20 protein-coding genes are annotated in these 18,268 nt (G+C 61.8%); 5 read left to right on the top strand and 15 right to left on the bottom strand.

All coding sequences use genetic code 11. From position 1 onward, the window contains the following. Positions 1–2 precede the first annotated feature (2 nt). From PQR08_RS31200 to PQR08_RS31170, 7 genes are read right to left on the bottom strand one after another with little or no spacing between them, the layout of a single operon-like run. Positions 3–1,292 (bottom strand): MSMEG_0569 family flavin-dependent oxidoreductase, encoded by a 1,290-nt coding sequence (locus PQR08_RS31200; protein WP_250487706.1) that lies wholly within the window; start codon positions 1,290–1,292, stop codon positions 3–5. A 25-nt stretch (positions 1,293–1,317) separates the two neighbouring features. Further along, positions 1,318–1,602 carry an MSMEG_0570 family nitrogen starvation response protein gene (locus tag PQR08_RS31195; RefSeq protein ID WP_238287454.1) on the bottom strand — a complete coding sequence of 95 codons (285 nt, stop codon included), beginning with the start codon at positions 1,600–1,602 and terminating at the stop codon, positions 1,318–1,320. Positions 1,603–1,623: 21 nt separating this feature from the next. Then, positions 1,624–2,574 carry a sll0787 family AIR synthase-like protein gene (locus PQR08_RS31190; RefSeq protein WP_250487705.1) on the bottom strand — a complete coding sequence of 317 codons (951 nt, stop codon included), beginning with the start codon at positions 2,572–2,574 and terminating at the stop codon, positions 1,624–1,626. Beyond that, complete coding sequence (locus PQR08_RS31185; protein WP_187603297.1) at positions 2,571–3,131, bottom strand: MSMEG_0567/Sll0786 family nitrogen starvation N-acetyltransferase; 561 nt, start codon at positions 3,129–3,131, stop codon at positions 2,571–2,573. The genes PQR08_RS31190 and PQR08_RS31185 overlap by 4 nt, the downstream gene beginning before the upstream one ends. A 1-nt stretch (position 3,132) precedes the next feature. Next, the gene (locus PQR08_RS31180) at positions 3,133–4,203 is read right to left on the bottom strand and encodes an MSMEG_0568 family radical SAM protein (protein ID WP_238287890.1); all 1,071 of its coding nucleotides are present in this window, start codon (positions 4,201–4,203) and stop codon (positions 3,133–3,135) included. Beyond that, a complete protein-coding gene (locus tag PQR08_RS31175) occupies positions 4,196–5,203 on the bottom strand; it encodes a Nit6803 family nitrilase (RefSeq protein WP_250487704.1) in 1,008 nt (335 codons plus the stop codon). Before PQR08_RS31175 ends, PQR08_RS31180 begins: the two co-directional genes overlap by 8 nt. A gap of 5 nt (positions 5,204–5,208) precedes the next feature. Next, on the bottom strand, positions 5,209–5,691 hold the full coding sequence (locus PQR08_RS31170) for an MSMEG_0572/Sll0783 family nitrogen starvation response protein (RefSeq protein ID WP_016348771.1): 483 nt from the start codon (positions 5,689–5,691) through the stop codon (positions 5,209–5,211). 381 nt (positions 5,692–6,072) lie between these two features. On the opposite strand from PQR08_RS31170, the gene PQR08_RS31165 reads away from it, so the two are divergent. After that, positions 6,073–7,464, top strand: a complete 1,392-nt coding sequence (locus PQR08_RS31165; protein WP_250487702.1) for an aminotransferase-like domain-containing protein — start codon at positions 6,073–6,075, stop codon at positions 7,462–7,464. A gap of 26 nt (positions 7,465–7,490) precedes the next feature. Here the strand turns inward: PQR08_RS31165 and PQR08_RS31160 are convergent, their stop codons facing one another. Next, positions 7,491–8,381 (bottom strand): LysR family transcriptional regulator, encoded by an 891-nt coding sequence (locus tag PQR08_RS31160; RefSeq protein ID WP_250487701.1) that lies wholly within the window; start codon positions 8,379–8,381, stop codon positions 7,491–7,493. A gap of 104 nt (positions 8,382–8,485) precedes the next feature. Here PQR08_RS31160 and PQR08_RS31155 point away from each other — a divergent pair, with 104 nt between their 5' ends. Next, entirely contained in the window at positions 8,486–8,878 is a 393-nt protein-coding gene (locus PQR08_RS31155) for a tautomerase family protein (RefSeq protein ID WP_250487700.1), read from the top strand. 50 nt (positions 8,879–8,928) lie between these two features. After that, positions 8,929–10,029, top strand: coding sequence for an enolase C-terminal domain-like protein (locus PQR08_RS31150; protein WP_250487699.1), 1,101 nt, complete (start codon positions 8,929–8,931; stop codon positions 10,027–10,029). 1 nt (position 10,030) lies between these two features. Here the strand turns inward: PQR08_RS31150 and PQR08_RS31145 are convergent, their stop codons facing one another. The 3 genes from PQR08_RS31145 to PQR08_RS31135 form a co-directional block, all read right to left on the bottom strand. Beyond that, on the bottom strand, positions 10,031–10,789 hold the full coding sequence (locus PQR08_RS31145; protein WP_250487698.1) for an SDR family NAD(P)-dependent oxidoreductase: 759 nt from the start codon (positions 10,787–10,789) through the stop codon (positions 10,031–10,033). A gap of 62 nt (positions 10,790–10,851) precedes the next feature. After that, positions 10,852–12,150 carry an MFS transporter gene (locus tag PQR08_RS31140; RefSeq protein WP_250487697.1) on the bottom strand — a complete coding sequence of 433 codons (1,299 nt, stop codon included), beginning with the start codon at positions 12,148–12,150 and terminating at the stop codon, positions 10,852–10,854. Between the two features lie 114 nt (positions 12,151–12,264). Then, positions 12,265–12,636, bottom strand: a complete 372-nt coding sequence (locus PQR08_RS31135; protein ID WP_250487696.1) for a tautomerase family protein — start codon at positions 12,634–12,636, stop codon at positions 12,265–12,267. Positions 12,637–12,967: 331 nt separating this feature from the next. Between PQR08_RS31135 and PQR08_RS31130 the strand changes: the two genes are divergently transcribed. Further along, on the top strand, positions 12,968–13,399 hold the full coding sequence (locus tag PQR08_RS31130; RefSeq protein WP_187603289.1) for a MarR family winged helix-turn-helix transcriptional regulator: 432 nt from the start codon (positions 12,968–12,970) through the stop codon (positions 13,397–13,399). 32 nt (positions 13,400–13,431) lie between these two features. Here PQR08_RS31130 and PQR08_RS31125 read toward each other — a convergent pair whose 3' ends face one another. Next, positions 13,432–13,869, bottom strand: coding sequence for an acyl-CoA thioesterase (locus PQR08_RS31125; RefSeq protein ID WP_250487695.1), 438 nt, complete (start codon positions 13,867–13,869; stop codon positions 13,432–13,434). A gap of 20 nt (positions 13,870–13,889) precedes the next feature. Next, a complete protein-coding gene (gene hisD, locus PQR08_RS31120; protein WP_238287439.1) occupies positions 13,890–15,203 on the bottom strand; it encodes a histidinol dehydrogenase in 1,314 nt (437 codons plus the stop codon). Positions 15,204–15,331: 128 nt separating this feature from the next. Here hisD and PQR08_RS31115 point away from each other — a divergent pair, with 128 nt between their 5' ends. After that, on the top strand, positions 15,332–16,435 hold the full coding sequence (locus PQR08_RS31115) for a LacI family DNA-binding transcriptional regulator (RefSeq protein ID WP_250487694.1): 1,104 nt from the start codon (positions 15,332–15,334) through the stop codon (positions 16,433–16,435). An 86-nt stretch (positions 16,436–16,521) separates the two neighbouring features. On the opposite strand, the gene PQR08_RS31110 is transcribed toward PQR08_RS31115, so the two are convergent. Continuing rightward, on the bottom strand, positions 16,522–17,388 hold the full coding sequence (locus PQR08_RS31110; protein WP_408163505.1) for a type 1 glutamine amidotransferase domain-containing protein: 867 nt from the start codon (positions 17,386–17,388) through the stop codon (positions 16,522–16,524). A gap of 23 nt (positions 17,389–17,411) precedes the next feature. Next, a complete protein-coding gene (locus PQR08_RS31105; protein ID WP_250487692.1) occupies positions 17,412–18,212 on the bottom strand; it encodes an SDR family NAD(P)-dependent oxidoreductase in 801 nt (266 codons plus the stop codon). Positions 18,213–18,268: the final 56 nt, after the last annotated feature.

The raw sequence follows: 18,268 nt of genomic DNA, 5'->3' as shown, positions 1-18,268 counted from the left end.
CTTCACGCACACGCAATCGACACATGATCGGGCACGTTCGAACGCTCCGCGCAGATAGCGTCGACGATGTACTGCGCGTCGCGCGCGACGCCGGAGAAGCGTCCCGAGCCCCACGTATGCAGCCACGGGAGGCCGACGAAATAGATGCCCGGAACGGCCGTCACGCCGCGCATATGCGCCGGATATCCGCGCCCGTTGAACACCGGCGCGTCGAGCCAGGCGAAGTCCGGCGTGAAGCCGATGCACCACACGATGGACGTGATGCCGCTCGCCTGCAAATCGAGTTCCGCGCGTTCGCCCGGCGGATGCCACAGCGGCTCGTAACGCGCGGCAGCCGGCGCATCGATACCATGCTTCTCGATGAAACCGTCGATGCTCGCGTTGATGCGGTTGTACGTGTCGTCGGCGTCGTCGAGGTTGGCGCGCAGGTTCGGGGCAAAGCGCAGTTTTCCATCGCGGAAGTCCTCCAGCCGCCCGAACAGTTCCATGCCTTCGGACGCGAAGCGGCGCAGGTCGATGTCGCGCCCGCCGTCACGGCCCGTCACATAGTGATTGGTGTTGTCGCGCACGCCTTCGCGCAGCGGATGATCGGTCACCGGCATGTCGTAGTAGCGCATGTCGGCCAGCCAGTCGACGACATCGCGGCCGCGATAGAAGCGCGCGCAACGCGGCGCCTCGCCGACCGCGAGATGCACCTTGCGGCCCGACAGGTGCAGATCTTCCGCGATCTGCGCGCCCGACTGCCCCGAGCCGACGACGAGCACCGCGCCGGGTGGCAGCGCGTCGGCGTTGCGGTATTCCGACGACTGCATCTGCACGATGCTCTGCGGCAGGCGCTCCGCCATGCGCGGCACGATCGGCGTGTGATAGCCGCCCGACGCGACGACCACCTGATCGGCTGTATACGTTCCGCGCGTGCTGTGCACGACGTAGCCGCCATTGGCGTCACGTGTTACCCGTGTGACTGCCGCGCCTTCGAGCACCGGCGCGTTCACCTTGGCGATGAACGCATCGAGATAGGCGATGATCTCGTCCTTCTTCATGAAGCCGTGCGGGTCCGGGCCGTCGTATGCATGGCCCGGCAGCGCGCATTGCCAGTTCGGCGTGACGAGACAGAACGTGTCCCAGCGCTGAGTGCGCCACGTGTGCGTGACGCTGTGCTTTTCGAGCACGAGATGCCCGATATTCGCCTGTTGCAGAAAGTAGCTGACCGAGAGCCCGGCCTGGCCGCCGCCGATGACGATCACGCCGACATGCTCCGGCGCTGCCTGAGTGGATTCGATGTTCGACATATCCGCTTCCTCTTCGACAAATGGGTCAATCGAGCGCGAGCACGGTCACGCGCGCATCGTGCGCCTCGCTGAACCGTCCCGCGTCCTCTTCGATGCGTGCAAGCTGATCGAGCGCCGCGGAGCACGCGAAGCCGTACTTCTCGCGCACGCGCTCGGAGCCGATGTTGAGGGCCTCGCGCGAGCGCGCGACGAAGTCGCCGACGGCATAGCTCTCGCCCGCCGCGAAGTATTCGCCGACGACTGTCGAGGGCGAGTAGCAGTTCGCCTCGACGCCGTCCGGCCAGCGAATTCGAAAGTGCATGACAGGCATGTCCGAGCCTCCGTTATGGGTTCATCGCGCACATATGAACGGTTCCTCGCGAAAGTTCCACAGCAAGGCAGTCTCGTCGCCGCGCGTCACGACTACATCGCGCGAATCATCGACTTCACCGATCACCGCGCTCGCGAGATCGCGCCCGGCGAAACGCGCCAGAACCTCGCCGACATGCTCGCGACGCACGGAAAGCACGAAGCCGAAGCTAGGAAACGCCGTGAGCCAGCGTTCGATATCGACATCGGCGGGACGCGGCAATGCATCGAGATCGATGCGCGCGCCCGCTTCCGAGCATTCGAGCAGCATCAATGCGGTGCCGAGCGCGCCCGCCATGCTGATGTCCTTCGCGGCTTCGCACAGACCGTCTTCGGCGAGCGCGGGCAACAGTTCGAAATCGGCGCGAGCGCGGCCTTCGGGCGATCCCACCGATGCATTCCAGAACGGATACGGCTCCTCGAACCTGCCGCGCAGATCGACGGCCATCACGAGCGCGTCGCCCGGGCGCGCATCGAAACTGGTCAGCAGCTTGCGCGCTCGCCCGACGATCGCCACCGCGAGTTGCGCGCCGTCGCTGCGCACGTTGCTGTGCCCGCCGACGACCGGCACGCCATATACCTTCGATGCCGCCGCCATGCCGGCGAGAACATCGCTGGCGGCGTCCGCGCTGCCGCTCCACAGCGCATCGACGACGGCGAGCGGGCGGCCGCCCATCGCGTAGATGTCGCTCACGTTCACCATGACGCCGCTGTAGCCTGCGAACCACGGCATCGAATGAACGAAATCGCTCACCATGCCTTCGATCGCGAAGAGCAGATAACCATCGCCATCGGGGATCGCGGCGCAGTCATCGCCAATCGCCACGGATTGCGCGTTCGAAGGAAGACGCGAAAGCACATGCGAGATATCGCTCTTGTGACGAAAGCCGCGACTCTCGCGCAGACGTTCTACGAGTCCGGCGAGCGCGTTCACGGCAGCCTCCGCGCCAGCGCGACGAAACCGCTTTGCGGCGTGATGCACGGCGGGTACGCGTCGAGTTGCGCGCGCATCAGATGATGTGGGCGGCCAAAGAGCGTTTCCTCCTGCTGCGTGTCCCAGCGCAGACGGCGAAAGAGCGGCACGTTCTGCGCCTGCACATGCGCGAGAAAAGTCTCGCAGCCCAGCGCATGCGCGCTCGATACCGCGAGCCGGATGAGCGTCGAGCCGATCTTGCCGTGCGAGCGGAAGGCCGCGTGCACTGCGAGCCGCGAGCCGAACCACACGCCCGGCTCCGTCTCGTGAATGCGCACGGTGCCGACCACCTGTTCCGGCATGCCTGCGACGCAACTCAGCGCGACCAGCAGTTGCGCGCGCTCATCGATCTCGTCGCGATCGTCACCGACGAACACGCCCTGCTCGATGCAGAACACCGCGCGCCGCAGCTTGTACGCTTCATCTTCTTCCCACGGCAGCGTCGCCCACTTCACGCGGTATTCGACCGGCGTGTAGTCGAGCTCGAACGCATCGCCCTCGATGGCTTCGACGAACATGTCACACCTCGTACGAAGATAGCGACGAACACGCGCCGCATTTGCCGCAGCCCGCCTTGATATCGGCGGAGCGCATGTTCGCCTGCGCGAGCATCGCGCCGATCGGCGCCAGCACCGAGCGCATGAAGTCGGGCGTGGGCGCGGGATGGTCTTCGAGCGGCGTGCCGCTGATCGGCACGAACGGCACGACGAACGGATACACGCCGAGCGCAATCAGATCGCGCGCCATATCGACGATGGCCTGTGCGCTGTCGCCGAGTCCCGCAAGGATGTACGTGCTCACCTGCCCGCGCCCGAACACCGCGACCGCCGCCTCGAAGGCTTCCATGTAGCGCGACACCGGCACGCTCGCCTTGCCCGGCATGATGCGCTCGCGCACCGCGGGCGTCACCGCTTCGAGATGCATGCCGAGCGTGTCGATGCCGCTCGCCTTCATGCGCTCGAACCAGCGGTCGTCATCGGGCGGCTCGCACTGCGCCTGGATCGGCAGATCGACGGCTGCCCTGATCGCGAACGCGCTCTCACAGAGAATCTGCGCGCCGCGATCGGGCGTCGGCGGCGTGCCGGTGGTCAGCACCATATGCTTGACGCCGTCGAGCAACACGGCGGCGCGCGCCACCTCGGCGAGCTGCTCCGGTGTCTTGCGCGCGATGGTGCGGCCCGCCGCGAGCGATTGCCCGATCGCGCAGAACTTGCACGACTTTCGGCGGCTTTCGTAACGGATGCAGGTTTGCAGCACGGTCGTCGCGAGCACATCGGCGCTGTGCAGCGTCGCGATGTGCGAATACGGCACGCCGTCGAGTGTCTGCATCGCGTAGAAACGCGGCGCCTTCGGAAAGCTGATGCTCGCGATCGGGATCGTGTTGCGCATCAGCGCGCTGTTGCCGTTCGCGTCCGGCTGGTCGGCGACGAACGGCGAATCCCATGCCGTGCTCGTGTGCACGGGCACCATGATGGTCACGCCATCGACGGTGACCGCCTTGTGATCCGATGGACCCGCGCCGCCGCGCCGGCTGGACACACCGGCGCGTGGATCGACCAGTCGCAGGCCGCTCGACTGAAGCTCAGTCATCAATTGCCGGCTCGACGCCGGCAGGTTCTCTCTTGCGCTCATCGTCGTGGGTGTCCTTGAAAGAAGTGACGGGCGTGGCGGGCCGGTCGTTGATCGCGAGACTCAGCAACTCGGGCCGCGCGTAGTGGCCGACCGAATCCATCATGCGTTTGCGCTTGGTGATGAGCGCCATGTCGAGATCGGCGATCACCATGCCTTCGCCTTCGCGCAGCGGCTCGGCCAGATGCTGGCCTTCGGGCGAGACGATCGCCGTGTTGCAGCCGCCGCGCAGCGCACGTTGCAGGTTCGGATCGGGCGTGATGGCTTCGATCTGCGCATCGGTCAGCCAGCCTGTCGCATTGACGACGAAGCAGCCCGACTCCAGCGCGTGATGCCGGATCGTCACTTCGATCTGCTCGGCGAAGATCGGGCCGACCAGCGAGCCGGGAAACTGGCTGCAATGAATCTCTTCATGCTGCGTCATCAGCGCGTACCGCGCGAGCGGGTTGTAATGCTCCCAGCACGCCAGCGCGCCCACACGTCCGACGCGCGTTTCGGCGACCTTCAGCCCCGCGGCATCGCCTTGTCCCCAGATCATCCGTTCGTGGAAGGTCGGCGTGATCTTGCGGCGCTTGAGCAGCAGGCGGCCGTCGGTATCGAAGATGAGCTGCGTGTTGTAGAGGCTGCCGTGATCGCGCTCGTTCACGCCGAGCACGACCACCATGTTCGCGAGCCGCGCGTGTTCCGCGACCGCCTGCGTGACCGGACCCGGCACGACAACCGCCTGTTCGTAGAGCTTCATGTGATCCGCGCCCGAGGCAACCGGTGCGCGCACGAACGAGAAGTACGGGTAATACGGAAGGAAGGTCTCGGGAAACACGATCAGCTGCACGCCTTTCGCGGCGGCTTCGTCGATGGCCGTGCAGACGCGGTCGAGCGTGCCGTTCGGGCGCTCGAAATCCGGCGCGATCTGCACGGCGGCGGCGCGCACGACGCGCTTCGTCGTCAGGGCATCGGCCATGATCGTCACACGGTCCACGTATGGATGACGAGCGCGTTCTCCTTGCGATGAAGCAACTGGAGATCGAGCACATCGAGCGGGTTGATCGGACGAATGCCTTCGATGAGCGACGCCTCGCCGTGTCCGTACAGAGCCTGCAATGCGAAGCGGCATGCGTAGACCTTCCCGCCTTCGGCCATGAACTTCTGCAGTTGCTTGTTGAAGTTGAGATGGCCGGGGAACGCTTCGTCGCCGAGCGTCGGGAAGCCGCGTTGCAGGCCGAGCGTCACACCGGGTCCGTAGAGCAGCACGGAGGTGTCGAAGCCCTTGCGTTGCAGACGCGTGGCTTGCAGCAGATTCACGAAGCCGATCGAGCCTTCGAATGCAACCGTATGAAACGTGACGAGCGCTTTCTCGCCAGGTTCGGCCTTCACGTCTTCGAATACTTTCTCTTCGTAGTCGACCAGATAGTCGCCGTTCTTGTGAAGCGGTTGATTGACTGCGGGCATGGCATTCTCCGATGTTGGGTTCACGTCTCTACCGTCTCGTTTCATCGCGACGGCGAACGCTCAAACGCAACGGATATGCCAATGATTGGCCCGTAAAATGCAATCACCTTGCAATCAAGCAAAACGAACTTGCATGCGCGACGCGAAAAATTTTCGTGCAAGCCAATCCGGGCGGGCTGTCGCTGTCATACGCGGGAGCCTTGCATAAGCGATGCGCGCACACTTTCAGCGCAGCGGTTCCTGTGCGTGGTGCGTAGCACACCGAAGCCGTGCATAAAAGCGATCAATGCAATCAACTGCGATCGGCGCATGCGATCTCTTTTCTTTTGATTGATTTGTCATGCTAAGGTGAATCGAACCTTTGCCGAGGACATCGCGGTCATGAATCAGCCGGCGCATCACTGGATCAGAAAGCTCGAAGAGAGTAGAAAGCCCGCTTATCTGACGATTCCCGATCTGATCGAAGAGGACCTTGCGACCGGACGATTGCGGCCGCGCGATCGATTGCCCGGTCTGCGCGATCTCGCCGACCTGCTCAGCCTCAACTACACGACGGTCGCGCGTGCGTATGCGGAAGCGCGCAAGCGCGGCCTGCTCGATGCGCGCGCGGGTAGCGGAACCTTCGCGCGCGGCAGGACGCAGACGTTGCCGCTCGCCGGGGGCGGCAGTGTCGAGATGTCGATGAACATGCCGCCTGAACCGCCGCTCGTGGCAGCGCGACTGCGCGCGTCGGCGGCGAGCCTGATGGAGCGTGCCGATCCGTTCCAGTTGTTGCGCTATCAGGATTTCGGCGGTACGGCGGCGGATCGGGCGGCGGGACGCGAATGGCTTCGGAAGCGCGTTCCGGATTGCGATGTCGATAACGTGCTCGTTTGTCCGGGCATTCATGGCGCGCTCGTTGCGCTGGTGTCGCAGCTTGCGCGGCCGGGCGAGATCATCTGTCTGGATTCGCTCGCTTATCCCGGGATCAAGGCGATTGCTTCGCAACTGGGCGTGCGCTTGCAGGCCCTCGCCCGCGATGACGAAGGGCCGTTGCCGCATGCGTTCGAAGCGTTGTGCAAGACGGAGAAACCGGGAGCGTTCTACTGCAATCCGACGCTGCAGAATCCGAGCACATTGACCTTGACGCGGCAGCGGCGCGAAGCCCTTGCCGACGTGGCCTTGCGCTACAACGTGCCGATCATCGAAGACGAGCCTTACGGCATGTTGCCTCTCGATGCGCCCGCCACGCTCGCGGAACTCGCGCCCGAACTGACGTATCACGTGACCGGCTTATCGAAGACGCTGGGTGCAGGGTTGCGCGTGGCCTATCTCAAGGCGCCAACGCTGCGGCAGACGCAGCGGATCGCGGGCGCATTGCGTGCGACCACGGTCATGCCGAGTCCTTTCACCGTCCTTCTCGCGACCCAATGGGTCAACGACGGTACGGCGTCGGACGTGCTCGACGCTATTCGCGAAGAGGCATCGGCCCGACAGGCGATCGCGTCGGACGAGCTTCGAGGCTTAGCGTTCGACGCCGACCCGCACGGGTTTCATCTCTGGCTGCCCGTGCCTTCGATGTGTGACTGGAGTGCGCCGGAACTGGCTCTTCAGTTGCGGACTCAGGGCATCGGCGCGGTGGCCGGTGCTGCATTTTCCGCAGACGGGAATCCGCCGAATGCGCTGCGCTTGTGCCTCGGCGGACCTCAGAACCGGGAAGATTGCCGCGAAGCGTTAAGACGCGTCGCCGACATGATGGGCGATCCGCATCATCTGCATATGCCGACGCTTTGAAACGTTGGAGAACCAGGACGGAGACCTCAAGACTTGAACGACGCTTCCATCCTGTCTCCGAGGCGCGCCACCGCGCGGCTGAGATTCCCGAGGTGAGGCGGATGCAAAAGCCACACGTCTAGCTGAGGCGCGAAGCGTGCGACCTTCACGACTTCGAGCCGCCGCTGCCACGCACTATGAGTCAGCACACTTCGCGGAACCAGACCCAGTCCCAAGCCTGAGGCGATGAGCTGCAATTGCATTTCGCTGCCGTGCGTATCCGCTTTGACGCGCAACGCGTAGCCGGCCGCTTCGACTGCGTGTTGCAGCGCCGCCCGATAACCGCATCCTTCCGGGTTCAGGATCCATCCACCGTCCGCGATGGCAGATAGCGTCGCACGACTCGAAACCAGCGGACGCCTTTTACTTTGCACGACGACCAGTTCGATGGTCGAGACGCGTCGGCGCACGTATGCGTCGGCGGGTTGTCTGCCCTTCGGGCTCAGAATTGCGGCGGCATCCAGTTCGCCCGCGTCGAGCAGACGAAGCAGACCGGGACTCCAGTCCGACTTGAGCGTCACGTCGAGCGCCGGAAATGCATCCCCGAGCGCGGTCAGGGCATCGAACAGGACGATGTCGGCGATACCTTGCGGCAAACCGAAACGCAGCTTTCCCGAAGGATCTCCGTCTTCCCGGCTGACATTCATCAGCCGGTCGAAGGCAGCGAGCAATGGCACGGCATGCTCGTGAATACGATGCGCAAGCGCAGTTGCACGCGGCGGTTTGGAATTGCGGTCGAGCAGTTGCGCGCCGAGCACATCTTCCAGTCGCTGGATGCGCTTCGATACCGCCGACTGCGTCACGCACAGCTTGTGTGCGGCACGCGTCAGAGAGGCTTCCTCCACCACCGTCACGAAAGACTTCAGTTCCTCGATCATTATTCCATTCCGTCATTCAAAGCAGTCTGAATATTCGCTTTTGGAAAGCATCGATTGAGTCTAGCCTAGTGGGCGTTATCACGCACTCTTGTTTTGAGGCCACTATGCCACTCGTCCGAATCGATCTTTCGAAAGCCGCGGCACCCGCCGTCGTTCAGGCTGTCAGCGACACCGTCTACGAGGCGATGACCTCGATCGCCGGCGTCCCCGTCAACGACAAGTTTCAGATCGTCACCCGACACGACGCCGACGAACTCGTCTATCCGGCCGATGGCTATCTCGGCATCTCCTACTCTCCGTCGATTGTTTTCATTCAGATCACCTGGAATACCGGTCGTTCGATCGATGTCAAGAAGGCTTTCTACGCCGCCGTCGCCAACGGCATTTCTTCGAAGACGGGACTGCGAAAGGAAGATGTCTGGATCAGTCTGGTCGAGGTCGCACGGGAGAACTGGTCGTTCGGCAACGGGGAAATGCAATACGCGCCTGCGGATTAGCCTCGCATCGGTATAAGCCGGCCAAGAAAAATGTCAGCATGGAGGACGATATGAAGCCACTGGAGCATTTGACCTTTCATTCGCTCGAGTTACAGCCCGTGCTGATCCCGTTGAAGCGACCAATCGTGTCGAAGGTGGGAAGCTTCTCGGACTGGCCGGTCATCGCCGTCACGCTCAGGACCAACGAAGGCGTAAGCGGATGCAGCTATCTCGAACCGTATCTCGCTCATTCGGTGAAGTACATCGTATCGATCATGAGCGACCTGGCGGCCAATAAGAAAGGTAAGCGCATCGCGCCTTTGTCCGATTTTCAGGCCGATCGCAAGTCTTTGAGTCTGGTCGGCTACGAAGGTCTTGCGATGATCGCCATTGCAGGCCTGGATATGGCGGCCTGGGACGCGTTGGCGAAAGCCGTGAATCTCCCGCTGGCGCGATTGCTGGGCGGGGATATCGGCACGGTGCCCGCTTATAACAGCAACGCGTTGTGGCTTACCGATACCGGCAAGCTGGCCGACGAAGCGCTTGCCCTGATCGCCGAAGGAGGCTTCGGGGCAATCAAGCTCCGGCTCGGGCGCGATCGACTGCAGCAGGATATCGACGCAATCGAAGCGGTCCGCCATGCCGTGGGCGGCGACATCAAACTCATGGTCGATTTCAATCAGGGCATGAGATTCGGAGATGCAGTGCGCCGCTGTCATGAACTGGACGATTTCGGGCTTTACTGGTTCGAAGAGCCCATCGCCTATGACAACATCGACGGCTACTCGGACCTGGCGGCCAGGCTCAAGACCCCGCTCTGCCTCGGTGAGAATTTCTACGGACCGCGTGCGCTGTCGCGTGCGGTCACGGCGAAGGCAGGAACCTTCATGATGCCGGACATGATGCGCATCGGCGGCGTATCGGGCTGGCTTCGCTCGGTACCCATTGCAGGCGCAATGGGCATCGACGTTTCGAGTCATCTGTATCCGGAAGTTTCCGCGCACCTTCTGCGGGTTACCGAGACAGCCCATTGGCTCGAATGGCAGGACTGGGTCGATCCGATCCTGGAGGCGCCGTTTCCTGTCAAAGACGGCCTGATCGAGATTCCAGATCGGCCAGGCACGGGGTTCGATTTCGATAAGGAGGCGCTGTCCCGGTTTGCGTTTGGCTGATCTACTGCGCCGTCCATCCTCCGTCGATGCGCAAACTCGTTCCGGTGATCATCGCGGCGGCAGGAGACGCGAGATACAGCACCGCCGCAGCGACGTGATCGCTCGAGAGCAGACGGCCCATCGGGATGCGGTCGAAGACCCAGCGCTTGAACTGCTCGTTCTCGAAGAACGGTTGCGTCATCGGTGTATCGACGAACGTAGGCGCCACCGAGTTCACGCGTATCCTCGGTGCAAGCTCCACTGCGGCTGCTTTCGTCAGCCCTTCCATCGCGTGCTTCGTCATGCAGTACACGGATCGATCGGGCGCGCCTACATGCCCCATCTGCGACGATATGTTGATGATGGCGCGGTCGTCGGTTGCTTCACCTTCGAGCATCTTGCGAACGGCAGCGCGCGTTGCCAGGAATGTGGCTCTGACGTTCAGGCCGATCACGAAATCCAGATCTGAAGTCTTGACGTCCGCGAGTCGCGCAGGGACGTTGGTGCCTGCGTTGTTGACGAGGATGTCCAGTCGGGGAAGTTCGCTGAACGCCCGCTCAAGTTGATCGTCTTTCAGGAGGTCGCATACGACAGGCGTGCACGCGCCACCGTTTCGATGGATGCGGGCAGCGACTTCATCCAGTTCTCGCGCATCCTTGCTGAGCAGATAGACGTGCGCGCCGGATTGTGCGAGCAAAGAAGCGATGTCCGCGCCAAGGCCACGCCCCGCGCCAGTCACGACAGCGCTCTTCCCTTCAAGGTTAAAAAGTTCGTTAGACATATGTCCCTTCAGTATTTCAATTTCGATTGATCGCTTGCTTCGCGACTCGGGCGTTAGTTCGGTCAGCCTTCCTGCGTCGTGCTGGCTGGAATCAGGGTCGACGCTGACGGCGCTCTGCGCTCCTGAACGACCCTCGCGAAAAGGGCGCAGACGAGCGTGATGCCTGCCGCGATCATCGCGAAGATAGCCACAGGGGTGTAGTCGCCGTACTTTGCGAGCAGCGCCGTGGCGATCAGCGGCGTGGGCGCGCCGGCGAGCAGTGCACCCAGCTGGAATCCGATCGTCACCCCGCTATAACGGACTTCGGGGCTGAACATTTCGGCGAACCATGCAGCCATTGGCGAGAACACGGCCGCGTGAGCAATCGTGATCACCATGATCTCGGCGAGCAGGATCATCGTCGGATTCCCGGTTCCTACCATGTGAAAGAACGGGAATGGCGCAACGACTGCGACCAGTGCGCCGAAGATCACGATCTGCTTTCGACCAAACTTGTCCGATAACGCACCAAAGAGCGGATTCGTCAGCAGTTCAAGTGCGGCCGCAATCAGGATGGCGACCAGCACCGTCTTTCTCGGCAAGCCGAGATGGCTCGTCATGTAAGTCAGGCCGAAGGTCGTAAATACGTAGTACAGAATATTGTCCGCAAAGCGAAGTCCCGCGGACATCAGGATCGCCCTCGGAAATCTGCGAACCGCCTCGACGATGGGTAGCTTGACGGTCGAGTCGGAGTCGAGCACCTTCTTGAAAGCGGGTGGTTCTTCGATACGAAGGCGGATCACGAGACCAACCGCGACGAGTACCGCGCTGAAGAGGAACGGGATACGCCAGCCCCACGCGAGGAACTCCGTCTCAGGCAGGCGGCTAGCCAGTTCCATCCCGCCTACCGCCATACACAACCCTGCGGGAAGTCCCATCTGAGGGAAGCTGCCATACAGGCCACGGCGATTCGGGTTGGCGTGCTCGACGGCGATCAGAGCGGCCCCTCCCCATTCGCCGCCTACGGCCAACCCTTGCACGATGCGCAGCAGGATCAGGAGCATCGGCGCGGCAAGTCCGATGCTGTTGTACGACGGCACTAGACCGATGAGCGTGGTCGAAACGCCCATTGCCAACAGTGTCGTGACTAGCACGAATTTTCGTCCGACACGGTCGCCAAGGTGACCCGCGACGATGCCGCCGAATGGTCGTGCGATGAACCCGACCGCGAACGTACCGAATGCCAGAAGCGTTCCGGTCAACGGATCGCCACCGGGGAAATACAGCTTGCCAAAAACGAGCGCCGAGGTGATTCCGTAGAGAAAGAAGTCGAACCATTCAATGGCGCTTCCCATGAAACTGGCGATGGCGATCGTCAGCATCTTCGGTGACGAATGCGCTGTCGCAGTCGAGTGTCTAGTATTCAAGCCCGCCTCCTGATGCATAGGAATGCAAAATGTATGAACTTATCGATTGTCCACTTACCGTGCCGTCGATCACGCGTAGGGTGGATCAGGCAACTGCTGGCCGCCGCGAATGATGAACTTGGGGTTGTATTCGAGCAGGCCCGTTTCGATACGGTCTTCCGGGACGCCCGCATAGTCGCTGAAAATGGCGCTCACTTTTCTGACCAGCGTGAGCTTCGCGTCGTCCGATCGACCCGCGCGAATATTGCACATGATGAGCGTGTCGCCGCCCGGTTCTCCGCCCACGTAACTGCTTTCGGACGCAAGATCGTTGAAGACCACGCTGATGATTTCGAGCGGCGACTTGATGGTCTCGTTCACGGCGATGGTGATCGCTTTGGCGATCTTGCGCTTGACGTCGACGTCCAGTCCGGCGCGCGTGTTGCAAACGATGATGGGCATTTCCGGTAACTCCTTCGAAGCTAGTTGGGGAATAAATCTTTGAACGGCGCCGATAGTCTGTTGCATATGCATCTATATGGGCGCAGCGTGTCCAAGGAAAGCCGATGCACTCGGCAATCGATGTTTGCCGCGCCGGACCGTTCTGACGGTGCTGACCTAAACAGATGCATCTACAACCGATGTATATGCAACAGTCTAGTAAGAATCGATACCTCTTCAACCTAGTGAGAACCCGTACCGGCCTCTTTCTCCGGAAAGCCTGTGCCGTCTCTCGTCAGGAAGTGCTACGATAGTTGCATATACACTGATCACTCTTTAAAAGGGATCGTCGATGTTCACCGAATGCTATTGCACCCAGTTCAGGCGCTCCGCGAATGCCCTGACGAGCATTTACGACGAGGCTTTGCGCCCGGTGGGCCTGAAAATCACCCAGCACACCCTGCTTCGCGGCCTCGATCGACTTGGCTCGGCAACCTATAACGAGATTGCAGCCGAGTTGTCGCTCGACAAGACCACTATCTCGCGCAACATCAAATTACTCATCGATGCCGGATGGGTCGAGGTCTCGAGCGACGACGATGCGCGCTACAAACTGGCGAAGCTCAGCCCCGCCGGCACCCGCGTATTGAAAGAAGCCGAGCCGCACTGGCGCGCGGCGCAGACTCAGGTCGAGAAGGAACTCCGGAAGTACCTCAAGGGGCCGGCCAGGAACGTGCTCCTGGAGGCACTCGAGACGCTGCAGAACGTGGGCGGTGAACGGTAGATTGCTCCGCCGCGTGTCGTCGATATGCATTTTCAAGGTTCCTGGATCTGATGGACCGCGTGCCGCAATTCGTCAGACAGCGACACAGGCCTTCGCGTAACACGGTCGACGTAGGCGTGAACGAAAGTGCCATGCGCGAACGACTGATCGCGGTCGTTTCTGAACAGACTGATCTCGTATGTCACGCTGGTCGTCCCCACTCGGCTGACGCACAATCCGCACGTGACGAGGTCCGGAAAGACGACCTCATCGAAGTACTCGCAGCTCGTGCGCACGACCAGGCCGACCGCCTCGCCGCGAACCGGGTCGAGAAGACCGCGATCGATCAGCCATCCATTGACCGCGGTATCGAACCAGGTGTAATGAACGGCATTGTTCACGTGCCCGTAGATGTCGATGTCTTTCCACTGGGTGTTCACCTGACAAAACCAGTGGAAGTCGCTTCGAGGCCGCGGCCTGGTACGTGTCATGAGCGTCTCCTCAGCGGCAATTACGCGGGAACAGCCGTGCCGTACGGCACATCGCGATTGCCGAAGCGGCGCACACGAATGTTGGCTTGCTCGCCGTGCGCGATCATGCCTTCGATGGCGCAAAGCCGCGAGCAATACGAGCCGATCAGCGCGCTCGCTTCATCCGTCAGCACCTTTTGATATGTGCAGGTCTTGATGAATTTGCCGACCCACAAACCACCGGTGTAACGCGCGGCTTTACCGGTCGGCAGCGTGTGATTCGTGCCGATGACCTTATCGCCATAAGCGACGTTGGTACGGGCGCCGAGGAAGAGCGCGCCGTAGTTCTTCATGTTCTTCAGGAAGTAATCCGGGTCACGCGTCATCACCTGAACGTGCTCGGACGCGATGCGATCGGCCACCGAAACCATCTCTTCAAGCGTGTCCGCCACGATCACTTCGCCATAGTCGCGCCACGAAACCCCTGCCGTGTTCGCGGTCGGCAAAATTTCGAGCAGGCGTTCGACCTCGGCGATGGTGTCTTTCGCCAGTTGCATCGAGTTGGTGAGAAGAACGGCCGGTGTGTTGAAGCCGTGCTCCGCCTGACCCAGAAGGTCGGTCGCGCACAGTTCCGCATCGACGCTGTCGTCGGCGATCACCAGCGTTTCGGAAGGCCCTGCGATCAGGTCGATGCCGATGCGGCCGAACAATTGACGCTTCGCTTCCGCGACGTAGGCATTGCCCGGTCCAACCACCATCGCAACGGGATCGATCGTCTGCGTGCCGAGCGCCATCGCCGCGATCGCCTGAACACCGCCGAACGTGTAGATCTCGTCGGCGCCGCCGAGGTGCATGGCCGCGACCACAGCGGGATTCGGCCTGCCGCCGACCGGCGGCGATGCGGTGATGATGCGCGCAACGCCCGCCACCTTGGCCGTCACGACGCCCATGTGCGCCGATGCAACCAGTGGAAACTTGCCGCCGGGGACGTAACAAGCCACGCTGTCGACCGGCATGTTCTTGTGGCCCAGCACTACGCCCGGCAGCGTTTCGATTTCGACATCACGAATCGACTCGCGTTGTGCCTGAGCGAAGTTGCGCACCTGAGCCTGTGCAAACCTGATGTCGTCGAGCTGGCCCGGCGACAGCGTGCGAACACAGCGCGCAATCTCGTCTTCCGACAGCCGGAAGCTTTCGGGCGACCAGTTGTCGAACTTCGCCGAGAGTTCGGCGACGGCTGCGTCGCCGCGCGATGCAACGTCGCCGAGGATGCCCGTGACCACGTCACGAACCTTGGCGGCGTCTTGCGACGATTCTTCCGCGCTACGACCATGCTTCAAGTATTGGATTGCCATTTGCATTTCCTTTTTGCGGGGTGACCGGGAAGCAGCGTGCGCCGTATGTTTGAAGGCTGGCTGCGTTGATGAAAATGTAGCGCAAATTTTTATGCAAATTTTGCGCAAATGCTCGATACTTTCCCTAGATGGCCCATTTCAAGCGGAAATGGGGCATCGCAATCACAACGCATCAATGCAAATTTATGCAAACGAAACCTCGTACAGGCATCCGCGCAAAGGCGTCGAAGGTCCGGCTCGAAGATGTTGCCGAGCGCCTTGGCATATCGGTGTCCACGGTGTCACGGTCTTTGGCCGGTCATCCCGCCATCAGTAGCGAGACCCGTGGCGCCGTGCAGGCAGTTGCGGCTGAATTGGGCTACCGAATGCCGTCACAGGGACGATCCACGCGCAAGTCGGCGACGAAGCTGATCGGGGTGGTCGTCGGCGCGCTGCACAACCGGTTCATGACCTTGTTGCTGACGCATCTTCATGACGCCCTGCAGGAGTTCGACTATCAGATCACCTTGATGATCGACTCGATGAACGACGCGGACAATCTGCTGGCATTTCGACCTTTGATTGACGGCTATCTCGATGGGATGATCTTTGCAACCGCGACGCTCGACTCACCCGTGGTGGCGGAGATGCAAAGACGCGGCATTCCGCTGGTGCTCGTCGTCCGGTCCGTGGACGATGTGAAGGTCGACACGGTCGAGGTGGACAACGTTCACGCCGGCGCCCTCGCGGTCGAGCATCTGTATCAGCTGGGGCATCGACGGATCGGGCTGGTCATGGGCTCGCAAAACACGTCGACCAGCAGAGACCGCGTCAAAGGGGCCTTGCAGTCGCTCGCAGGCGCGGGCATATCGCCGACATCGGTGCCGTTGATCTATTGCGATTACACCAGCGAGGCGGGATACTCCAGCGCCATCGCGATGCTGAGCGAGGAAAACCGAGTGACGGGCATCGTCGCCGGAAACGACACGATCGCACTCGGTGTGCTCGAAGCGGCCAAAAGGCAGAGCATCGCGGTGCCTCAACAACTCTCGATCATCGGCTTCGACGACATGCCCCTTGCCGGATCGCCGCTGGTCGGGTTGACGTCGATCCGACAGCCCGTCGAAGCCATGGCGCGCACCGCCGCACGCAGACTCGTCGAGCGCATTCGAGCCGGAGGGATGGGCGCACCGGTGCACGATGTCCTGCCCATCCAACTGGTTCGTCGCGATACAACGGGGCCGATGAGCTGAAAGAATCACGCGGAACGTCGGTATCAGCTTGAGAGCGGTATCAACGACGCAATCCAGTCCGTTCACGTGGCGCCCCGGCTCAAACGTCAGCGATTGTGCGCATTCAACTTCGCCACCAGCACGTCACCGAATTCCGGCGCTGACATCGGCTGCTGGCCCGTGATCAGCTCACGGTCGACGATCACGTTGCTATGCCAGTTCGCGACCGTATCGACATGCGCGCCCGCTTCCGCAAGCGCATTCACCGGATAGAACTGCACATTGCCGCCGAGTCCGTTCGGGCCTTCGAGTTGCTGTTCCTCGCCCGTGGAGAAAACGGTCAGGCGATAACCCGCATACGGCCAGCCCGCCGCAAACGAATTCGCCTTGCCGTCATTGGCGATCATCGATGCGATGAAGGCGTCCGGATCGTGGAGCGTCGACAGCAGCACGATCGGCCCGTGACAGATGATTCCGGTCGGACGCCCACTGTCATGGAAGCCGACGAGAATCTTGCCGAGATTGCGGTCTCTGAGCAGATCCACCATCGGCGCGTGGCCACCGGGAATGAACAGGCCGACATATCCGCCCGTTCCCTCCGCGACCACCGAGGCAAGCGTCTTCGGATGCTTCAGCTGAGCGATGCCTTGCGCGTACTTGAGTGCATCCGCGCGCGCCGTGTAATCGCCGCCAAAAAACATTTTGTTGTTCGAGTTGGCGTCCATCACCGGCATGTCGCCTTTCGGATTCGCGATGACCGGCTCGTATCCCGCCTCGACGAGCTTTCGATACGGCACGACGAACTCGTTCAGGTAGTAGCCCGTTTCATAGTGCTTGCCATCGCGCAGTTCGAGTTCATGCGCGCTCGACATCACGACAAGCACCTTGCCGCGTGACTGTGCCGACGCGCTCGCCGGCAACGCAAAGGCAGTGGCCATCGCGAGCGCGGCCGCGCCGATTTTAAGGATGTTCATGATGGTTCTCTTTAGACGCAGGGTTACTCGACATTCGACGCATAACGCGGCGCAGCCTTGGCATTCGCGAACCGGGGCGTCAGCGCGCGGCGGTCCGCTTCCCACTTCGTCCATTGGTCGCCGTCATGCAGCGTCGGGATGGTCACCAGTTCGCCCTGATCGAGACCGGCGAGCGCGGCATCCACGAGGTCGTCGGCCGTCATCGTGCTCGCCGCTTCCTTTTGCTTCGCGTAACCCGCCACGTCCCAGAACTCCGTTGCCGTCGCGGCCGGCAGCACGGTCTGCACGCGCACGCCCTTGCCTGCGAGGTCGCGCTGCAGCGCATGGCCGAAGCTCAGCACATAGGACTTCGACGCGCTATAGACCCCGTTCAGCAGTTCGACCGCAATGCCGACCACCGAGCTGATGTTGATGATGGTGCCCGCACCCTTCGCGACGAACGCGGGCGCGGCTGCATAGGTGAGGCGTGTCAGCGCCGTGATGTTCAGATCGATCATCGATTCCATGGCGTCGACATCGCCGTCGAGCACCGACGCAACCGAACCGACGCCCGCGTTGTTCACCAGCATCGTGATGCGCGAGTCTTCGCGAAGCAGGGTTTCGATTTTCGCGAGCGCGGCCTTGTCGTTGAGATCCGCGGCGACGGTCTCGATCGAGCGGCCCGTCTCTCTCGTGAGGCGGTCTGCGAGCGCATTCAGCCGGGACTGGTTGCGCGCCACCAGAATCAGGTCGAAGCCGCGACGGGCGAGGCGGTCCGCGTAGATGGCGCCGATGCCGGCCGATGCGCCCGTAACCAGTGCAAAACCTTTCGTAGAAGCAGTCATGATCGTTCCTTTGAGTGGGTTGAGCCAACAGGGTGCTGGTTCATGGAGCGAATTCT

It is taken from the genome of Caballeronia jiangsuensis, assembly GCF_046030135.1.
GTDB classification, from domain to species: Bacteria; Pseudomonadota; Gammaproteobacteria; order Burkholderiales; family Burkholderiaceae; genus Caballeronia; species Caballeronia jiangsuensis.
This window is presented reverse-complemented; position numbering and strand designations above follow the sequence as displayed.